Consider the following 18937-nt stretch of genomic DNA (forward strand, 5'->3'; position numbering starts at 1 on the left):
CTTCGATTCCTCGAGTTTGTCCAGGTTTCGGGGTTCAGATCAGGATTTAGGTGGACACCTATGGAAGACTCCAAGCGCGTGAGCCGGCGGCGCCACGCGGCCGATCTGAAGCGGCAAGTGCTGGCAACGTGCGCAGAGCCCGGGGCGTCTGTGGCTCAAGTGGCGCTGGCCCATGGCCTCAACGCCAACCTCGTTCACAAGTGGCGCCGCATGGTCGACGCGGGAGGCATCGCCTCGAAGGCCGGCGACCCGCAAGCCGAGTTCGTCTCGCTCACGCTGGCGCCAGGCCCCGCGGTCGTAGGTGACATCCACCTTGAGCTTCGCCGGGGCGCAATCGCGGTGAACGTGACATGGCCGCTGAGCGCATCAAGCCAATGCGCCGCCTGGCTGCGCGAGATCCTCAGGTGATCCGCGTCGACGCGCTGTGGCTGGCCATCGAGCCGTTGGACATGCGTGCAGGCACCGAAGCGGCGCTGGCGCGCGTGGTGCGTGTCTTCGGCGCCGCGCGCCCGCACCACGCCTACCTGTTCGCCAACCGGCGTGCCAATCGCATGAAGGTGCTGGTGCACGACGGCATCGGCATCTGGCTGTCGGCACGACGCCTGCACCAGGGCAAGTTCGTCTGGCCCAAGGACAGCGGCACCACGCTCAGCCTGACCCCTCCCCAGTTCGATGCACTGGTGCTCGGACTGCCGTGGCAGCGTATCGGCGAAGCTGGGGTGATCTGCGTGCTGTAGTGCAATTGCCGAATGTGCTGATGCGTGGGCCCGCACGCTGGGGCACCATCACCTTCCGTGATCGACACGGCCGACCTTGACCACCTGGACGCGCAGCAACTGCGCGAGATGGTCCTCTCCCTGAGGAGAGGGGCTGCAGCCGACAAGCTCAAGATCGCACGCCGCGACCACGAGATCGCGTTCAAGCAAGCGGCCATCGACAAGCTCACGCACGAGATGGCCGTGCTCAAGCGACTGAAGTTCGCCGCCAAGTCGGAAGCCTTCAACGCCGAACAGAAGACCCTGCTGGAAGAGACCATCGACGCCGACTTGGCAGCGATGGAGCGTGAGCTAGAACAACTCGCGACCATGCCGTCTGCGCAGCGTGAGAAGCAACAGCCCAAGCGCCAGGCACTGCCCGCGCACTTGCCGCGCCGGGAGATCCGCCACGAACCCGAGAGCACCACCTGTGCCTGCGGCTGCACGCTCCGGCGCATCGGGGAGGATGTGGCCGAGAAGCTCGACTACCGTCCTGGGGTGTTCAGCGTCGAGCGCCACGTGCGCGGCAAGTGGGTCTGCACGAACTGCGAGACGCTGGTGCAGGCGCCCGTCGCCCCGCACATCATCGACAAGGGCATCCCGACGGCTGGGCTGCTCTCGCAGGTGCTGGTGGGCAAGTACCTGGACCACTTGCCGCTGTACAGGCAGGAAGCCATCTTCGCTCGCGCGGGCCTCGCCATTCCACGCTCGACACTGGCCAGTTGGGTTGGACAGTGCGGCGTGCAGCTGCAGCCTCTGGTCGACGCGCTCAAGCGCGAGATGCTCGAAGACCGCGTGCTGCATGCCGACGAGACCCCCGTAGCGATGCTCAAGCCCGGCAACGGCAAGACACACCGGGCTTACCTCTGGAGCTACTGCACGACCAGCTACAGCGCGCTGCGCGCGGTGGTGTTCGACTTCGTCGACAGCCGCGGCGGCCAGCATGCGCGCGCCTTCCTCGGACTGCCGGGCGAGCATGGCTGGCGCGGCACACTGGTGTGCGACGACTTCAGTGGCTACAAGGCGTGCTTCGAGCTGGGCGTCACCGAAGCCGGCTGCCTGGCGCACGCACGGCGCAAGTTCCATGAGCTGTGGATCGCCCACGCCAGCCAGGTTGGCGAGCAGGCGCTGAAGTTCTTCGGTGAGCTCTACGACATCGAGCGAGCCGTCGGCGAACTGGCAACCGCGGACCGCAAGCGCGTCCGCCAGGAGCGATCGCGTAAGGTAGCCGACGCAATGCATCAATGGCTCACCGCGCAGCGACAGCGGGTGCCAGAGGGCTCGGCCACAGCCAAAGCCATCGACTACAGCCTGAAGCGCTGGGTGGCCCTGACGCGCTACATCGACGACGGCGATCTGCCCGCCGACAACAATCGGGTGCAGAACCAGATCCGGCCGATCGCGCTGGGTCGATCAAACTGGCTCTTCGCCGGATCGCTACGCGCCGGCCAGCGGGCCGCAGCCGTCATGAGCCTGGTGCACTCCGCGCGGCTCAATGGTCACGAGCCGCACGCGTACTTCAAGGACGTTATCGAGCGGCTACCCACGCAGCCGGCCAGTCGCGTCGCAGAACTATTGCCTCATCGCTGGCAGCCATTGGCTGCAAACTGAATCGCGGCCGTGCGGTCGATGGCCCCCTGCTCAGCAAAGAACCTTCAGCAAGCCGACAAGGCCGTCCACATCGGCAGGTTTGCCGAAGTGGTGGTCGAACGCGCCGTTGCCTTGGATCTGAGCGAGCCGCACCACGTTGCCCGACAACGCGATCAGCAGCGGCGCAGCATCAGGATAGGCCGCGCGCAGAGCGAACGCGAGCGCTTCGCCGTCCAGGCCCGGCATTTCCAGGTCGAGAACGGCTGCGTCCGGCCGCTCCCGGATCGCCAGATCGAGCCCGGCTTGGCCTCCATGGGCCACGCGCACCGCGGCCTGGGGAAGATGAAGCCCGAGCAGCAGGCCGAGCAAGTCCGCGGCCTCGGCTTCGTCGTCGGCGATGAGGATCACCGGCTGTGTCATAGGACTCTTGCTTCCTGATGACTTTGCTGTAAGGTTTCCATTCGCCTTCCTTCACCCACCGACATGCAACTTGCCACGTTCCTGGAGTCCGCCAGAGAACCCATCCTCGAGGCGGCCGTCGCCTTCGCCCGCACCATTCCGGCGCTGCGAGATGGACGAGCCGGCGCTGAGGGATCACCTGCCGCAACTGCTGGAGGCGATTTCAGCGGACTTGCGGGATCCCCAAAGTAGGACGGAGTCGATTGCGAGGTCCCATGGCGAAGCACCAACGCCGTCGTCGCAGACCTCGGCCCAGACGCATGGGCTGTTGCGCGCGCGCAGGGGCATCTCGATTGAGCAGCTTGTGGCTGAGTTCCGGGCGCTGCGCTCCTCGATCCTTCGCCTCTGGGGCGACGCACACCCGCCCGGGCCCGATGCCATTGATGAGATCACCCGCTTCAACGAAGCGATCGACCAGGCCGTGGCCGAGTCGGTGCAGTTCTATGCACAGGAGCGTGAGCGCTGGCGGCAGCTCTTCCTCGGGATCCTTGGGCACGACCTTCGCGGTCCGCTCAATTCGGTCGCGCTGACGGTCGAGTTGATGCGCGCGGAAGCGGTCGCGCCCGCGGCGCAGACGGCGCTGCTCTCTCGCGGCGTGAAGCGCCTTGCATCCCTGCTGGACTCGCTGCTGGAGTACAGCCGGGCCAGCTTCGGCGCCGGCATGGTGCTGCGGCGGGCTCCGGTCGACCTCGCCGCGGCCTGTGCCGAAGAACTGGAACTGCTCCGGGTTGGCCACCCCGGAGCCGAGATCGCCTTCGAGGTGCATGGGGAACCGAAGGGGCCTTCGACGCGTCCCGCGTGCGCGAAGCGCTCGGGAACCTCGTGTCGAACGCGGTCAAGCATGGGGAACCTTCCGGGCAGGCCATGGTGAGGATCGAAGGAGGCGACTCATCCGTTCGCATCTCGGTGGAGAACGCGGGCGAGATCCCCTCGGAAGACATCGAGATGTTGTTCGAGCCGCTGCGCCAGCGCGACATGCCCTCCGCGGCGGCCGAACGAACGCACCTGGGTCTGGGGCTGTTCATCGCCAGGCAGATCGCCAGGGCGCACGGCGGGGAGACGGTTGGCACCTGCGCGGCGGGGCGGGTGCGGTTCACCATCGAACTGCCGAAAGCGGGTTCGCGAGGGGACGGCGGGGAAGCGGGCTGATTGCCAGGCTTCACGCGGAGTCGCGCTGTGCCTCTCACACCGCCATCGCTGCAGTTGTGGGAACAGATGGAGAGCCTCACCCGTGAGGCTGAGTGGCACTTGCACCTGAAGCTGCTCGCTTACTTCCGCGGTCATGGGCCTGCCCCTGAACCAGGAGACTTCGAGTTGGTCGAGGACGCCAGAGTGCTCGCGAGCGAGCATCTTCAACGATGGCTCCAGGAGCAGGCCATTTAGCTTGGGTGCAACCGGTCAAGATGACTTGGCTGGACGCATACTCCACGCCTTTCCGCATCCATTGCGATCTGTGTCATGAAGCCAAAAGCCTGTATGAAATCGGCAAATTCAAAATTGCGACGGATAAGCCCGCCGCGATCGGGATCGAAATGCCAGTTGGAGAGTTCGGAAGTCGCGGCCTCGATGTCCGAATGTGCAAAGCGACCCATATAGATCCCCTATGCAAGGTGGCGCTCAGGCGGCAGGAACAGGGCCGCGAGCTGAAACAATGTCCCGGTGAAGTGGTGTCTGTGCACAAGCGCCCGCTTAGTGCTTCAGCACCCGCGACAGGAAGGTCCGGGTGCGCGGCTCGATGGGATTGTCGAACAGGGCTGTCGGATGGCCTTGCTCAAGAATGCGCCCGTGGTCCATATAGATCACCCGATCAGCCACCTCCTTGGCGAAGCCCATCTCGTGTGTGACGATCACCATTGTCATGTTCTCGGCGGCAAGCGCTCGGACGACATCCAACACCTCCCCGATCATCTCCGGGTCAAGCGCAGATGTCGGCTCGTCAAACAGCATCACCCGAGGCTCCATTGCAAGCGCTCTCGCGATCGCGACCCGTTGCTGCTGTCCGCCGGAAAGCTGAGCAGGATATTTGTGGGCATGCTCCTTCAGTCCCACTCGCGCCAGAAGTTTTTCCGCGCGGGCTTTGGCAGCCGCCTCTGGCAGTTTTCGTACCCGCATGGGACCCAGTGCGACGTTGTCAACCGCCGTCATGTGCGGGAACAGGTTGAACTGCTGGAACACCATGCCGACTTCCTTTCGGATCTCGGTGAGTATTCCCTGAGAGCCCCCAGGCTGGGTGTGATCGGGACCAAGCGAGAATCCGTTGATCGCGATTCGGCCGCCCTGGAACTGCTCAAGCCCGTTGATACATCGGATCAATGTGGACTTGCCCGATCCGCTCGCCCCAATGACAACGACGACTTCGCCGGCGGCAACGGACATGCTGACGCCATCGAGGACCTGGTGTTTTCCGAAGCTCTTCCGAAGTCCCTCAATGCGAATGGTGGCAAGCAAGTCGTTCATAGAGCATTTCGTGTTGGGATGACGGCCATTCCCTTGATCAGGCATAGAAGGTGTTGTGTTTTCGATGCGAAGCCTCATGAACGCGATCTTCCAGGCGGCGGGATACGAATGTGAGCAGCGAGCCGACAGCGAAATAGATGAGCGCGAGAAATCCGTAGATCTCCAGCTCTTTGCCGGTATAGGCGGGGTTTGCAAGAATGAGTTGCCCGGCCCTCAGAAAGTCGGTCATGCCAATAATGAAAAGCAACGGCGTTGCGTTGAAGATGTCTAGAACATTTCCTGCGATCGTCGGTACAACAACCCGCAGCGCTTGAGGAAAGACGACGTCCCGATTGACATCGAAAGTCCCTAGCCCCAGCGCATAGGCAGCGTCAAGCTGCCCCTTCGGAACACTTTGAAGGCCACTTCTGACGTACTCCGACACATACGCTGCGAAGAACAACGCCAGCGCCGCCAAACCGCGAAAGAGGTCATGAGGGACATATCCGGGCGAAAGCAACGGAATTGCGACCCAGATTAGATAGATGACCAGAAGAAGCGGAAGTGAGCGCATCAGCTCCACATATCCAGCGCAAATAAGACTCAGGAGCCTGACCTTGCTGCGCCGGCCCAATGCCAGCAAGACACCCAACGGCAGGCTGATCAAGGTGACGAGGCATGTGATGACCACGCTCAGCACCAGCCCGCCCAGCCTGTCCAGGCCGATAGGCACAAGGGCGGCAAGAACCGATGCAGCCCATGCAAGGAAGAGCGGCCATGCAGCTTGTCGTGTCCATCGACTGTTCTGCTGCCAGAACAAGCAGCCGCCCAATGCAACCAGCAAGACCGCGCTGAAAATGAGCCGCGGCTCGTACTGTAGAGGGGCCAGACCTGCCAGAAGGAATCGCACATTGCTTGTGAGAGCGTGTCCATCAGCCTCATGTAACAACCATGCTGCTACTCGACGAACGGCAAGAACTGCGCTGACAAAGAGCGCAACGGTGACGATTGAATCGGACCAGTTGCGAAACTGGTGATGCATCAGGACTGCGATCCATTTGCGAGTCATCGACTACCCCCTCGGGCGCTCAGGCGCCGATTCAACAGGTTGACGCTGCTGCTAATGAGCCAACTCAGAAGCACATACACCAGGATGACCACCAGAATGCCTTCTACGGTCCGTCCTGTCTGATTCGCGATGGTTCCATAGATGTTGAAGAGGTCCGGGTACCCAATTGCGATGCCGAATGACGTGCTCTTCGTGAGGCTGATGTATTGATTGCCCAGCGATGGAAGCACAATACGAAACACTTGCGGTATGACGATGTCGCGCTGGACCGATCTGCGACTCAGTCCGAGAGCCCCGGCGGCCTCCCATTGGCCGCGCGGAAGGGAAAAAATGGCACCGCGAACCGCTTCCGCGATGAAAGCCGCGGTGTTGATGCTCAGTGCGAGGAAAAGCGCACTGAATTCAGGGCTGAGTTTGCTTCCGCCGGCCGTGTCGAATGCTTCAAGCTTGGGGAATTCGAGCCTCAAAAGAAGCACAGCGACCGTAGCGCCCAACAACGCGCCCCACCATGCGACAGTGAGCCCGGCCATCTTCTTCTTTTGGCCCAATGCGATCATCAGTCCGGCTACAGCAAGCGTGAAAAAGGCACCGGATTTTCCCAGTCCAGGTAGCCCCGGATCGAGGTGGAAGGAGGGAAACACCAGGCCCTGCCTGCTCGCGATGGCGAATCCGTACAAGTCTGCAGCGTCTGCAAGAAGAGGCAGCTTCAGAAGCACCGCAAAGTACCAGAAGACGAGCTGGATGAGCAAAGGCGTGTTTCGAATGACTTCGACGTAGCCGAAGCAGAATTGGCGCAGCAGCCAATTGGTCGAGATACGGCCTAGCGCGACGGCAACACCGAGGAGGGTGCTGAAGACAATGGCAAAGATTGCAATCTTGAGGGTATTGAACCCACCCGTGAGCAACGCTTGCCAGTTTGTATGGCTGGACACGAACGGCAGCCAAGTCAAGGTGCCTTCCACCTTGTCAAGCGTGTAGCCCTCGCTTATTTCCACGCCAGCTGCCCGCACAAGGAACCCGAAATCCAGCCGCTGGCTAACTGTTTCAAGCGTCTGATAGGAAAGATAGAGCGCCGCACTGACTGTCACCACGCCGACGGCGATGGTGCCCACGCGAAGTGCGGATCGTTGGCGTGGTGTTGGCATGAGGTGAAGGTAGTTCGGCGCTGGCTTGAACGGTTACAGCCAAGGCGGCGAGTACAAGAGGCCGCCCTTTCCCCAGAGTTCGTTCAGTGAACCCTTGCGAGGGATGGCATAGGAGGAAGCTGGTCCCAGGTTACGGTCGTAGATCTCGCCGTAGTTGCCGACGGAGCGGATGATGTTTTCGACGAAGTTGGGTGGCAGGTCAAAGTTCTTGCCGTGACTGCCCGTCAAGCCCAGGAAGCTGCGCGTATCCTGATCCGTGCTTTTCAAGGCGCCATCAATATTCTTGGACGATATGTCCAGCTCCTCGGCATGGAGCAGGGCGTAAATCACCCAGCGTAGCGTATTGCGCCATTTGGAATCGTTGGGGGCCACAAAACCGGCGAAGGGGGATTTGCTCAAAATGTCCGGCAGGATGACGAAGTCGTCGGGCTTGCTGGCACTTCCTCTCCACGCCGCAAGTGAGGAACGATCCGCGGCCATTGCCGTGCACCGTCCGGCGCTCAATCCCGCAAAGAGCTTGTCAAAATTCTCATAGGTGAGGACCTTTGTGCTCGGCTTCCATCTGTGAGTGACGATGAAGTTGGCCAGAATGGTTTCGAGTCCAGAGCCTTGAACCGTGCATAGCGTGGCGCCGTCAAGTTCCTTCGCCGCCCGAACCTTCGTGGTCGACTTGACCATGATGCCCGCTCCGTCATAGAAGGTCGTGGGAAGAAAATCGACAGCGACTGCGGATTCCCGAACGGGAATGATGGTGGTGTGCGCAAATACCACATCCGCTTGATTGGATAAAAGGACGTTGAAGCGGTTCTTGTCCGTCACTGCGACAAACTTCACCTTCTGTGCGTCTCCGAAGATCGCAGCGGCAATTGCCCGACAAAGGTCGACGTCCATACCTTCAAGATCGCGGGTCTTGGTGTTCAGATAGCCAAAACCAGGCGCAGCATTGTCCGTGCCGCAGTTCAGCACGCCACGCTGCTTGACCGTATCGAGAACAGACGCCGGCACAGGGAGCGCAAGGGTCGCGCCGGCCACGGCGAGCAGTACATTTGAAATGATGTGTCGCAACATTCTTAGTCCTTCTGGTTGAGTGATGGGGCCAAGGCAACGAGGCTCAGGAACTGGCGCGTGTGACACGAGAGCGCCGAGATATCCAAGACGCAGCAAGCGCGTCAAGTTCATCGATTTCTTCATCGGTTGTCCGGAACGAAGCGGAGAAGCGGTGATGCCGAACGGGTGCGGTTCGCCAGTCTTGATTGAATTGAACTCTGGCTTCCAGGAGGTACTGAAGAAGTTCGTCAGGCATCGCGACAAATGACTGGTTCGCTTGGGGCTCATTGACAAATGCGATTTCGGGGAATTTCCTCAACACCGAAGCCAGTTTCTGCCCGAGACGATTAGCGTGCGTGGCATTTTTCAGCCATAGGTCGTCGGTCAGGTAGGCGTCGAGCTGGGTGGAGATAAGTGCGGACTTGGCGACAAAGTGTCCGCTGCGCTTTTGCAGGAACCGCAGGTGCTCGGACACGCTGCGATCGAAGACGATGATCGCTTCCGCCGCAATCGCCCCGTTCTTGGTCGCGCCCAAGCAGAGAATGTCAATGCCGGCTTTCCACGATAGTTCCGCCGGCGCCGCACCAGTAGCGGCGAGGGCATTTGCGAAGCGGGCGCCATCCATGTGCACGCGCAAACCACGCCGTTTGGCAACCGCGGTCAAATCGCGCAGTTCATCCGGGGTGTAGATCGTCCCCGCTTCTGTGGATTGAGTGATGCTCAGAACCATCGGTTGTACGCGATGGACCACACCGACCCGCGCTGACTCCAGGGCACGGATCAGCGCCACCCGATCGATTTTTCCGTGCTCGCCGTCGAGACCTGTCAACTTCACCCCACCGGAGAACATGACCGGCCCGCCACATTCATCCGTGTCGATGTGGGCATCCCAGTGACACAAAACCGAGCCGTATGGCTTTGTGAGCGCAGCTATGGCCAGGCTGTTGGCCGCCGTGCCTGTGGTAACGGGAAAAACATCGACCTCGCGTTCGAAGATATCGCTGACTTTCTGTCGAAGGGCGAATGTGACCGGATCGGACTCGAAAACCGCGGATGTGCGAGGCCGGTAGGCCGTGAGTCGTGCCATGACCTCGTCGGCAGCGTAGGCAGTTCCATCAGATAAGAAGTTCATGACATCGGCGTTTCAAGGGCTGAGGAAGCCATGCTATAAACGCCGAACGTTTACGTAAACTTAGTTTTTCTCAACTGCCTAGTTAAGAACGCTAATTGGTGAAGGGGTTTTATGGACATCACCCGGCTGCGGACAATGCGCGAACTCATGGTGCGCGAAACGATGGCAGAGGTGGCTGAAGTCCTGTGTGTGACGCCATCGGCAATCTCCCAGCACGTCACATATCTCGAAGAGGAAACCGGGCTCCCCCTGGTTGAGCGAAACGGTCGACGTATCCGGCTAACGCATGAGGGGAAGCGTCTGGCCTTTTATGCGGAAAAAGTCGTCGCGGTCCTCGATGAGGCGGCCGCGGAGATGGCTGGACTCAAGGGAGAGGTGTCTGGCGTTTTGCGTGTGGGTGCCTTTTCGTCCATTGCGGCTGCACTGTTGCCGCATGTCATTCGGGCAATCTCCCAGAGCTATCCCAAGCTTCGGATTGTGTTCGAGGAGCTGGAGTCTACGGCTGGCATGGCGTCATTGAGAGCGTGGAAAGTTGATGTGGCAATAGTCGATGACCTGACGTTTCTCACACAAGAAAAAGACGACGGGATTCAAATGATTCCGTTGTCCACGGACACCTTGAAGGTCGTGGTGTCCAGGGAGCACAGACTGGCCGCAAGACGGACTGTGAGCATGCGCGAACTGAAGGACGAGATGTGGGCCATAGACCTGGCCAACCACGCTTACTCGAGCGTGATCATAAAAGCGTGCAAGGAAGCCGGGTTCGATCCTCAAATCAATGCATACTCGTCCAACCTGGGCGTCATACTTTCACTGGTGAAGCTGGGTTGCTCCATCTCGGTCCTCCCCAGGCTGTCCCTGAAGGAGCATCAGCGCGACATCCGGTCGCTGGATATCAAGCCAGCCATTCGAAGGAACATCCTCATTGCGTGTCGGCAGACCAGTGCCAAACATCCGGTGATCGTCGCACTTACGAGTCAACTTCTCGCAAGTTCATTGCAGCTGAGTCTCGCCGTTGAAGCAGCGCAACCCCCCACAACCTGAAAGGGCTACTCCATCGTCCGGACGGCTGCATCGGCCAAAGCAGACTTCGTCACATTGCCGAAGGCCCCTTTGTCGTGCAACAACGCGCCGGCTGTGTGATCGACCGAGTGTCGCACCGTCTCCGAAACAATGGCCGCCAGTTTCGCGACCGGTGGCGTCATTTGCTCTTGCGCATAAATCATCGTTAGCGGCAATGAAGGCAAAACGGGCAGGCCGGCCTCGCCAGGATTCAGGGCACGGAGATGTCGAGACAGTCCCAGTTCCGTGCGAATGGTGACCCCCAGGCCGGCAGTGACAGCCGCCCACAGCGCGCCGAGGTTTGGGCTGGTGAACGAGTGGCGCCAGGCAATGCCAACGCGGTCAAGATGCGCAGCGCCGGTCGAACGGAAATAGCACGGCATATCGAATGCTGCGACGGGTAAGGGAGCGCCGCCGGCTCCGTGCCAGGCCTTGTAGGGGCCAGCCGGTGCTATCCATCGCATCGGCACGTCTGCGATGGACTCGCGCCAGGTACCGCCTTCTCCGCGCCAAACCAGCGCCAGGTCCAGTTTGTCAACGTCAATCCGGTCCAGCAGTTCCGCGTTGCGGGCCACACGCACTTCCACTCGAACTTTGGGATGTGCCCTCATGAACATACCCAATACCTCAGGAAGCAATACCTCCCCAAAATCCTCCTGAAGACCCAATCGAACGCAACCTGCCAGTTCAACGCCTCGCACCGCACTGGCGGCCTCGTCGTTGAGCTCCAGCATTCGACGCGCGTAAGCAAGCATCAGTTCGCCGGTCTCGGTGAGCGCAAGGCCGCGCCCCGCCTTGCGGAACACCGGTTCCCCGACAAGCTCTTCCAGCTTTTTGAGCTGTACGCTCACCGCAGACGAGGAGCGGCCGAGCTTGTCGGCCGCCTTCGAAAAGCTCCCCAGTTCTATACCGGTGACGAAGCTGCGAAGTACGTCGATATCAAAACTGATACGCCGCATGATCCCATCCTTTCTCGTACGGGTTCTGCGAATTTTGCGCGGCGGAAGCAACCTGTGTCAAACGCACTCCGTCCCGTTTTTGTGGATCGATGATTGAAAACTACTTGATATACGGAACAGCGATCTGTCGGCAGACTTCCGCCGATCTTGATTGCAAAAAACGGACTTGAGAATGGGGCAGAACTCTTCAACCGCGGCTGGAACAATGCTGATCCTAGTGGACGGTGAGTGGTGTGAATGCGTGGATGGCAGGACCTTCGCGGTCGTGAATCCCGCTAATCGCAAAACCTTGGCCCACGTCCAGCGCGCCGCAGCGGCCGATGTTGATCGCGCGGTGACTGCCGCAGGGCGGGCATTCGCCATTTGGCGCGCTACCGCGCCCAAGGAAAGAGGTCGCTGTCTCCTTCGCGTCGCCGACGCTCTGGAAGAGCACGTCGAGGTTATTGCACGTACCTTGGCGCAGGAGACCGGCAATGCGATTCGGACGCAAGCTCGGCCGGAAGTCCTGGCTGCTGCAGAACTGTTTCGCTACTTCGGCGGTCTTGCGGGTGAGCTCAAGGGCGAAACCGTTCCGCTCAACTATCAGACGCTCAACTACACCGTCCGTGAGCCCATCGGTGTGGTTGGCGCGATAATCGCTTGGAATGCGCCCATTGGACTGGCTGCAGCAAAGCTGGCGCCGGCAATTTGCGCCGGCAATACCGTGGTGTTGAAGGCGGCCGAAGATGCGCCGTTGGCGGTGCTGGAGCTCGCGCGACTGTTCAATACGTTCCTGCCCAAAGGGGTGCTGAACGTCCTTACGGGCACCGGCGCAGAGTGCGGTGCGGCGCTGACTGCTCATCCTGGCGTTCGCAAGCTGACATTCACGGGATCCACTTCGGTGGGCAAAGATGTCATGCGTGCGGCAGCCGATCGCGTCGTTCCTGTGTCTCTCGAACTCGGAGGAAAGAGTCCAAGCATCGTCTTTCCGGATATGGACCAGGACTGGGTGGCGCGCGGCATCATCGCAGCGGCCCGAATTACGCGGCAGTCCCAGTCGTGCACGGCTGGAACCCGTCTCTTCATCCACGAAAGCATCTTCGATTCATTCCTGGAGCGACTTTCCAGCATGCTTGCAGAGCTCAAGGTCGGGGATCCGATCGATGAGGCAACTGACATCGGCGCGCTCGCCAGCGAAAGGCAGTTTGAGAAAGTCTGCGCATACCTGAAGGAGGGCGTGAACACGGAGGGGGTTCAATTGATCACGGGAGGGCTTCCGCCTACCGATGGACAACTGTCAGAGGGCTACTTCGTCACGCCGACAGTTTTTGCTGCGAAGTCAAACAGTTGGCGCCTTGCCCAAGAAGAAATATTTGGCCCCGTGCTTGTCGCGATTCCCTGGACCACAGAGGATGAAGTCGTTCGCATGGCGAACGACACACCCTACGGTCTGGCGGCCTTCGTTTGGACGCTTGACATTGGCCGTGCACTAAAGATGGCTGGCACGCTGGAAGCGGGTTACGTGCAAATCAATCAGGGCGGTGGTCCCATCCCCGGACAATCCTTCGGCGGTGTGAAGGAAAGCGGCATGGGGCGCGAGCATTCGCTGGAAGGGATGCTGGAGAGCTTTACCACGCGTCGAAACGTATGCATTAACCTGAACACGCTGTCGACATGAATTCGAGCATGCAGCCCGTGCGACCGACATGGTGCGAGATTGACCTCAGGGCAGTCCCGCACAACCTCGAAATAATGCGTCAGCTGGCTGCGCGAGATCTCTCAATTTTTATCTGTCTTAAGTGTGATGGATTCGGATGCGATGCCTCGGTCCTGGCGAAAGCCGTTGAGAAGGCAGGTGCCGAGGGTCTGGCGTTTGGGAATGTTGATGTCGCGATCGCGTGTAGAGATTCAGGAGTAACTCTTCCCATCCTCCTGTACCCGTCTTGCCTGCCGGAATCAGCGGAACTTCTTCGTAGGTACTCTCTTATGCCTACCCTCTCCACGCTCGACGATGTGGCGAGGTGGGACAGTGCCTCTCGCGGCGAGCTTCAAGTGTTCCTGAAAGTTGAGTGCGGTGGTTTGCGCGCAGGTTGCCCGCCCAGTCAAATTGTTGCGCTCGCTCGGGCAATCATTGAGAGCAGACACCTTCGCCTAGCAGGTATCTATGGGCACCTTCTCGCATATGGGCTGGAAGACCCGATGTATGCAAAGGCGCAGTTAAGCAGCTTCAAGCAGTCGCTCGGTTTGCTGGACGCAGATGGTCTTGGCGTCCCGCTCCGAATGTTCTCTAGTTCGGAAACGCTCCTCGCTGAGCCAGAGGCTGATTTCACAGGGATCGAGCCTGGCAGGTTAATTCTGGGCATGTCCTTTCCTGCGATTCCTGATCGAGACCGTGAATGGCGAAACGCGCTTGTCGGAATCAAGAGCCGTCTCGTAATGGTCAAGTCGATTGCTGAAGAGGACGGGGTCCTGTATGCACCGTATTTCAAGATTCGTGCAGACATGAAAGTTGGCCTAATCCCGTTGGGCTGGAGCGATGGGTATCCGCGCGCACTGCCAAAACTCGCGCAAGTACTGGTCGGAGGAAGGCGAGTTGCTGTGCTCGGTCCAGTACATGCTGAGTTGCTTCGCATCGACCTAACGGATCTACCAGACGCGCAAGTAGGAGACGAGGTAGTTCTTCTCGGCGCGCAAGGAGACCAGCAAATCACTTTGACCGAACTGACCACGCAGTGGTGCGTGTCGGAGATAGATGTCTACACAAGCATCGTCAAAAAACTGCCAAAGGCTTACATCAACTAAAGAGGAGGGATCAATGGTCGATGTTATGAGGGTTGCTTTGGTAATCGCTGGATTTGCAGCCGTTCTAGGCGCGCAAGCGCAGACCGGCGGCAGCGTCGTTCGAATCGGTGTTCTTACTGACATGAATGGCCCATTCCCGCTTGGGTCGGCAAGGGCGCTGTCTTGGCGGCAGAAATGGCGATCGAGTGATCTTGCCCGTATTTCAGGACACAGGCTATTCGCAATGTAGCGTCTGCTCGATCTGAGCAAGGCGCTGGTGGGCAGCGCGATGCTGCCTGAACTCCCTGGGTGATTTCATCTTCAATGCCGAGTGCAGATGCACCTCATTGAAGTGCTCGAAGGCTTCGGCCATCTACGCCGCATCGGTAAGGTCCATGCGGCTGACGTAGTCGCGCTTGATCGACGCCGCCGAAGCGCTTCTCCATGGCCTCGATGAGCATTTCGCGCACCGGCTCGCCCGGCAGCCCTTTGCCCTCCTATGCCCGATAGGCCAGGATCTCGCGGCCGAAGCAGTCCTTGGTAAAGGTCGCGTCACGGTCTGCCCCGAATCACACTTGATCTCGAAGCCGTCCGAGCACCAGCGCATGAGCGCCTTGTCCGCGTGGGTACCTGGGCGCATGGATGGTGTTGTGCAGGGCCTGATCTTTGTGTTCTGCGTGCTTGTCATGCGGGGCGGCCTGGCTGGAGCAGCTGATCGCATGACTGGCAGCGCCACCCACTGGCTGGGTGCGAGACGGACTGGTACCGCGCAAGTCTGATCCAAACAGCTGAGTCGACCCGTTTGCATGGTGCAGACCGTTCGCCAAAGCGGAATCTTCACTTTCAAAGAATTTGCTATTCAAGCGACATGCGGCTGGCGATGATCGGTTCCATTGATACGTAAGGAGATGATCTTGATTGCAATGCAATACAGCTTTGTGCTTCCGGCCGACTACGACATGGACATCATTGACCGGCGCGTCACGGAGAAGGGCCATGCCCTGGACAACCACAAGCCGCTGGTTTTCAAGAGCTACACGCTCGCACGCCAAGGTGAGGCGACCACCAAGAGCAACGAAAACCTGTACGCCCCCTTTTATGTTTGGCACGACACAGACGGGATGAACGACTTTCTCTGCAGCGAAGGATTCAAGCGCTTGGTGGCATCCTTCGGCTGGCCGATCGTCCGAGCTTGGCCCCTTGTTGTAGCAAACGAACATGCAAACATCAGTTTGGGCAAATTTGCAACACGTGAGATCGTCCATCTGGATCCATTCACTGCTCTCGATGAACTGCGTGCGTCGGAATCTCTGAAAGCGAAGATTGCTGTCGAAAGTGAAGGGGCTGTTGCCGCAGTTTCTGCATTTGAACCATCTACCTGGACACTTGTTCGATTTCGGGCGTGGAGCAACCCACGCAGCGGTTCTGCCAATATCCAGGCTTACGAGATTGCCCATGTCTCCCGCCCCTGATTCTTTAGTCGTCGCGATCAAAGGGTGTCGCGGGGACAACGAAACGCTGCGAATCTTCGCTCTTTGGCTTTAGCGAACAAGCGCAAAGGTCCTGCGAGTGGTCGTGACCAGATGGGACGGCGTCGAAATAGCCGTAGCCAGCTTAACTCCATGATAGATATCACGGCTGCCGTAGCCTGACCACAGCCAATGTGATTGCGATCGCTCCGATCAGACGTAGCCAGGGTCTCCCGACTAGGGTGCACAGTCGCGACGTTTTCTTTCGCGTAAGGTGAGACTAAGAGGTACTCTAATGAAGATTGTTGGAATAGTCGGATTGGGAAACATGGGGGCCGCGATGGCAGTGGCGCTTCAGAGCTCAGGCTTTCAGGTCGTCGCCACTGCGGCGACAGAACTGACCCGCCGGCGCGCCGCGACGACTGGCCTTACGGTCGTCGAAACGCCCGCCGACGTTGCAGAAGCGGCAGATGTGGTTCTTCTCGCGTTGCCGACGCCCGAGGCAGTCGCGGTCGTCGTCGAGGGACCAAATGGACTTGAGCAAGGCCTGCGCCCGAGTCAGCTTATCGTCGATACGACCACCTCCGACGCTTTAACGTCGCGTCGGCTGGCCGCCAAACTGAGGGGTAGGCAAATAGCCTTTCTCGACGCGCCGGTCAGTGGTGCCCCGGAGGCCGCCCGCAATGGTCAGCTCACGATGATGATTGGCGGCGACGTGATTGACGTGGAACGAGCGGACTCGGTATTGAAAGCGATCAGTTCACGCCGGTATCACGTAGGGCCTACAGGTGCTGGCAACGCAGTAAAGCTTGTGAACAATCTAATGGCGGCAGCACATTTGCTGGTAGCGAGCGAGGCTATCGAACTAGCCAGGAACTCGGGAATCGAGGCCGAATCTCTGCTCGAGGTCATCAATGCCAGCACCGGTCGGAGCTTCATCACGGAACGCGTTTACCCTGAGTGGATCCTCAAAGATCGATTCGATCTTGGGTTTGCCGTGAAGTTGATGCGCAAGGATGTTCGCCTCGCGGCATGTGGCATCGAACGCTTGGACATGACACTCCCACTTCTTTCCGCAGTAACCAGGGAGTGGATGGACAGTGCCACCTACGTGCAGGGTGACGAGGACATAACACGTATCGTGGAACTCACGCGGCGTAGAGCAGCTGCACAACGTAGCGACGCCTACGGGTCAGCAACGAACCGTCAGAGCTAACCTGCGTGTGCATTCTCTGCTTGTTTTTCAGCAGGACCATGACACAGCGTGACGCCGGCCCCTCGGAGGACATGGGCTTGAAGGCCGTCACCGCTGAAATCGACAACGAACCTGCGTTGCGGACGTTCGCAGCATCGTAGGCAATGGGATGGACGCCCCCACCCGTCGCGGCATCAACGTGCCAAAGTGGAAGTGTAACCAACCACTTGAACCGAAAGGGGCGTCCACCATGAAGATTACGATTGTTGGCATCGACCTGGCAAAGAACGTGTTCCAGGTCCACGGGGTCGACGAGCACGGCAAGGCTGTGCTGAAGAAGCAGCTTCGACGCGACCAGGTCGCCGCGTTCTTTGTCAATCTGCCGCCGTGTCTCATCGGCATGGAAGCTTGCGGGAGCGCGCACCACTGGGCACGCAAGCTTGAAGGAATGGGTCATGCTGTCCGCTTGATGGCGCCGCAGTTCGTCAAGCCCTACGTCAAGACAAATAAGAACGACGCGGCTGACGCTGAGGCCATTTGCGAGGCGGTGGGGCGCCCCAATATGCCCTTCGTGCCGGTCAAGAATATCGAGCAGCAAGCGGTGCTCGCCCTGCATCGCGTACGCCAAGCCTTCGTCAGGGCGCGCACGGCCCAAGCCAACCAGATCCGTGGACTGCTCGGCGAGTTTGGCATCGTCATCCCGTAGGGCATCGGATACATCGCTAACCGTGTTCCTGAACTGATCGAAGACGGCGCCAACGACCTCCCTGGCGCGTTTCGACTGCTGGTGCAACGGTTGCTCGATCACTTCAAGGACCTGGACCGCCAAGTCGAAGAACTCGAAGCAAAGATTCAGGCATGGCACCGAGGCAGTGAGCTCAGTCGCAAACTCGCCGAAGTTCCGGGCATCGGGCCGATCACGGCCGGCGCGCTGGTCGCCTCAATCGGAGATGCGAAGAACTTTGACAGCGGTCGTCAGGTGGCAGCGTGGCTTGGCCTCGTGCCGAAGCAGCACTGTTCGGGCGGCAAGGCCGGCCTACTGGGGATGAGTAAGCGGGGCGACACCTACCTTCGAACGCTTCTGATACACGGCGCGCGCTCGGTGATCTACCGAGTCGGCCAGAAGGCTGAGGCATGTGGCTGGATCGCCGGCGTGGTCAATCGGCGCAACAAGAACATAGCGCCGGTCGCGCTGGCAAACAAGAATGCTCGGATCGTCTGGGCTCTGCTGGCGCACGGCCGCAACTTCGACGCCGGTTACGTCCGCCAGCCAACGACCGGTTGACTATCTGAAAAGCAACGACATCAGGGAGAACGAACCACCGATTGCTCAGGCGATCATGAAGTGATGGCAAGACAGGTTGGACCGTGACTGGCAAAGCCCGCACCGCGCGTAGCACCTCGAGTGCGTGTAAGCGTATGCGTACTGCAAACACATCTTGACCTCACGAGATGACTACGACGCGCGTGCCCTTTTTTCGATTGCTTCGAGTGCAACGAAGGCCGGATAGGACTGCAGCGTTGGGAAGCGCCTGCGGTAGTAGCAGTCCCAGTAGCTTGTAGCCCGCCGTCTTGTGGTCGCCATAAAGGCGGGGTTCTCGCGCGCGAATGCAGAGAGCGGCTCAGGGTCAGCGTCAGAGACAGCGGCAGCAATGGCTTCCACGATCTCGATGACATATTCACCCAGAAGCTGACCGACGAATGGAACAACCCATGGTCGATCGTTGCCGATGAGCTGTCTCAGGCAATCCTCGCGAACATAGCCAGCAGATCGGCGAGAGGGAAGTACGGCCTCAACTCGAGCACGATCAACGTCCTTTCACGGGCGCCGAGCGCGACTTGCTTCGAGCCAAGGCCTG

At 59.7% G+C, this 18937-nt stretch carries 18 protein-coding genes and 2 pseudogenes; 11 read left to right on the top strand and 9 right to left on the bottom strand.

Annotated features, from left to right (window positions below):
* Window positions 1-60 precede the first annotated feature (60 nt).
* The 3 genes from J2X67_RS27365 to tnpC are packed head-to-tail and all read left to right on the top strand — an operon-like array spanning window position 61 to window position 2366.
* Window positions 61-408 carry a transposase gene (locus J2X67_RS27365; protein ID WP_309958130.1) on the top strand — a complete coding sequence of 116 codons (348 nt, stop codon included), beginning with the start codon at window positions 61-63 and terminating at the stop codon, window positions 406-408.
* A complete protein-coding gene (tnpB, locus tag J2X67_RS27370) occupies window positions 351-737 on the top strand; it encodes an IS66 family insertion sequence element accessory protein TnpB (RefSeq protein WP_258504173.1) in 387 nt (128 codons plus the stop codon). The genes J2X67_RS27365 and tnpB overlap by 58 nt, the downstream gene beginning before the upstream one ends.
* Window positions 738-794: 57 nt before the next feature.
* Window positions 795-2366: an IS66 family transposase gene (gene tnpC / locus J2X67_RS27375; RefSeq protein ID WP_409050550.1), complete on the top strand. Its 1572-nt coding sequence runs from the start codon at window positions 795-797 to the stop codon at window positions 2364-2366.
* A 30-nt stretch (window positions 2367-2396) separates the two neighbouring features.
* Here the strand turns inward: tnpC and J2X67_RS27380 are convergent, their stop codons facing one another.
* Window positions 2397-2753, bottom strand: coding sequence for a response regulator (locus tag J2X67_RS27380; RefSeq protein WP_309958131.1), 357 nt, complete (start codon window positions 2751-2753; stop codon window positions 2397-2399).
* A 163-nt stretch (window positions 2754-2916) separates the two neighbouring features.
* On the opposite strand from J2X67_RS27380, the gene J2X67_RS27385 reads away from it, so the two are divergent.
* Entirely contained in the window at window positions 2917-3675 is a 759-nt protein-coding gene (locus J2X67_RS27385; RefSeq protein WP_309958132.1) for a histidine kinase dimerization/phospho-acceptor domain-containing protein, read from the top strand.
* Window positions 3627-3953, top strand: coding sequence for a sensor histidine kinase (locus J2X67_RS27390; RefSeq protein WP_309958134.1), 327 nt, complete (start codon window positions 3627-3629; stop codon window positions 3951-3953). The genes J2X67_RS27385 and J2X67_RS27390 overlap by 49 nt, the downstream gene beginning before the upstream one ends.
* 230 nt (window positions 3954-4183) lie before the next feature.
* Here J2X67_RS27390 and J2X67_RS27395 read toward each other — a convergent pair whose 3' ends face one another.
* The 6 genes from J2X67_RS27395 to J2X67_RS27420 all read right to left on the bottom strand — a co-directional run bounded on the left by J2X67_RS27395 (window position 4184) and on the right by J2X67_RS27420 (window position 9633).
* Window positions 4184-4396 carry a 4a-hydroxytetrahydrobiopterin dehydratase gene (locus J2X67_RS27395; RefSeq protein ID WP_309958135.1) on the bottom strand — a complete coding sequence of 71 codons (213 nt, stop codon included), beginning with the start codon at window positions 4394-4396 and terminating at the stop codon, window positions 4184-4186.
* Between the two features lie 97 nt (window positions 4397-4493).
* Window positions 4494-5261 (bottom strand): amino acid ABC transporter ATP-binding protein, encoded by a 768-nt coding sequence (locus tag J2X67_RS27400; RefSeq protein WP_309958136.1) that lies wholly within the window; start codon window positions 5259-5261, stop codon window positions 4494-4496.
* A 37-nt stretch (window positions 5262-5298) separates the two neighbouring features.
* On the bottom strand, window positions 5299-6309 hold the full coding sequence (locus tag J2X67_RS27405; RefSeq protein ID WP_309958138.1) for an amino acid ABC transporter permease: 1011 nt from the start codon (window positions 6307-6309) through the stop codon (window positions 5299-5301).
* Entirely contained in the window at window positions 6306-7421 is a 1116-nt protein-coding gene (locus J2X67_RS27410) for an ABC transporter permease subunit (RefSeq protein ID WP_309958140.1), read from the bottom strand. The genes J2X67_RS27405 and J2X67_RS27410 overlap by 4 nt, the downstream gene beginning before the upstream one ends.
* Before the next feature lie 66 nt (window positions 7422-7487).
* The gene (locus tag J2X67_RS27415) at window positions 7488-8645 is read right to left on the bottom strand and encodes a transporter substrate-binding domain-containing protein (RefSeq protein WP_309958141.1); all 1158 of its coding nucleotides are present in this window, start codon (window positions 8643-8645) and stop codon (window positions 7488-7490) included.
* A complete protein-coding gene (locus tag J2X67_RS27420; RefSeq protein WP_309958142.1) occupies window positions 8566-9633 on the bottom strand; it encodes a beta-eliminating lyase-related protein in 1068 nt (355 codons plus the stop codon). Before J2X67_RS27420 ends, J2X67_RS27415 begins: the two co-directional genes overlap by 80 nt.
* Window positions 9634-9744: 111 nt before the next feature.
* On the opposite strand from J2X67_RS27420, the gene J2X67_RS27425 reads away from it, so the two are divergent.
* A complete protein-coding gene (locus J2X67_RS27425; RefSeq protein ID WP_309958143.1) occupies window positions 9745-10677 on the top strand; it encodes a LysR substrate-binding domain-containing protein in 933 nt (310 codons plus the stop codon).
* Window positions 10678-10682: 5 nt separating this feature from the next.
* Here J2X67_RS27425 and J2X67_RS27430 read toward each other — a convergent pair whose 3' ends face one another.
* Window positions 10683-11654 (bottom strand): LysR substrate-binding domain-containing protein, encoded by a 972-nt coding sequence (locus tag J2X67_RS27430; RefSeq protein ID WP_309958145.1) that lies wholly within the window; start codon window positions 11652-11654, stop codon window positions 10683-10685.
* A 205-nt stretch (window positions 11655-11859) separates the two neighbouring features.
* Between J2X67_RS27430 and J2X67_RS27435 the strand changes: the two genes are divergently transcribed.
* Both J2X67_RS27435 and alr read left to right on the top strand, forming a co-directional pair.
* Window positions 11860-13311 carry an aldehyde dehydrogenase family protein gene (locus tag J2X67_RS27435; RefSeq protein WP_309958146.1) on the top strand — a complete coding sequence of 484 codons (1452 nt, stop codon included), beginning with the start codon at window positions 11860-11862 and terminating at the stop codon, window positions 13309-13311.
* Between the two features lie 8 nt (window positions 13312-13319).
* Entirely contained in the window at window positions 13320-14435 is a 1116-nt protein-coding gene (gene alr / locus J2X67_RS27440) for an alanine racemase (RefSeq protein WP_309958149.1), read from the top strand.
* A gap of 214 nt (window positions 14436-14649) precedes the next feature.
* Here the strand turns inward: alr and J2X67_RS27785 are convergent.
* Window positions 14650-15021, bottom strand: a pseudogene (locus J2X67_RS27785) (IS3 family transposase); the annotation flags it as partial.
* A 316-nt stretch (window positions 15022-15337) separates the two neighbouring features.
* On the opposite strand from J2X67_RS27785, the gene J2X67_RS27455 reads away from it, so the two are divergent.
* The 3 genes and pseudogenes from J2X67_RS27455 (at window position 15338) to J2X67_RS27465 (ending at window position 18363) form a co-directional block, all read left to right on the top strand.
* Entirely contained in the window at window positions 15338-15886 is a 549-nt protein-coding gene (locus tag J2X67_RS27455; RefSeq protein ID WP_309958150.1) for a DUF4865 family protein, read from the top strand.
* Between the two features lie 292 nt (window positions 15887-16178).
* A complete protein-coding gene (locus J2X67_RS27460; protein WP_309958147.1) occupies window positions 16179-17099 on the top strand; it encodes an NAD(P)-dependent oxidoreductase in 921 nt (306 codons plus the stop codon).
* A 229-nt stretch (window positions 17100-17328) separates the two neighbouring features.
* A pseudogene (locus J2X67_RS27465) lies at window positions 17329-18363 on the top strand (IS110 family transposase).
* Window positions 18364-18937 lie beyond the last annotated feature (574 nt).

Source organism: Variovorax sp. 3319, assembly GCF_031456585.1.
GTDB classification, from domain to species: Bacteria; Pseudomonadota; Gammaproteobacteria; order Burkholderiales; family Burkholderiaceae_C; genus Variovorax; species Variovorax paradoxus_P.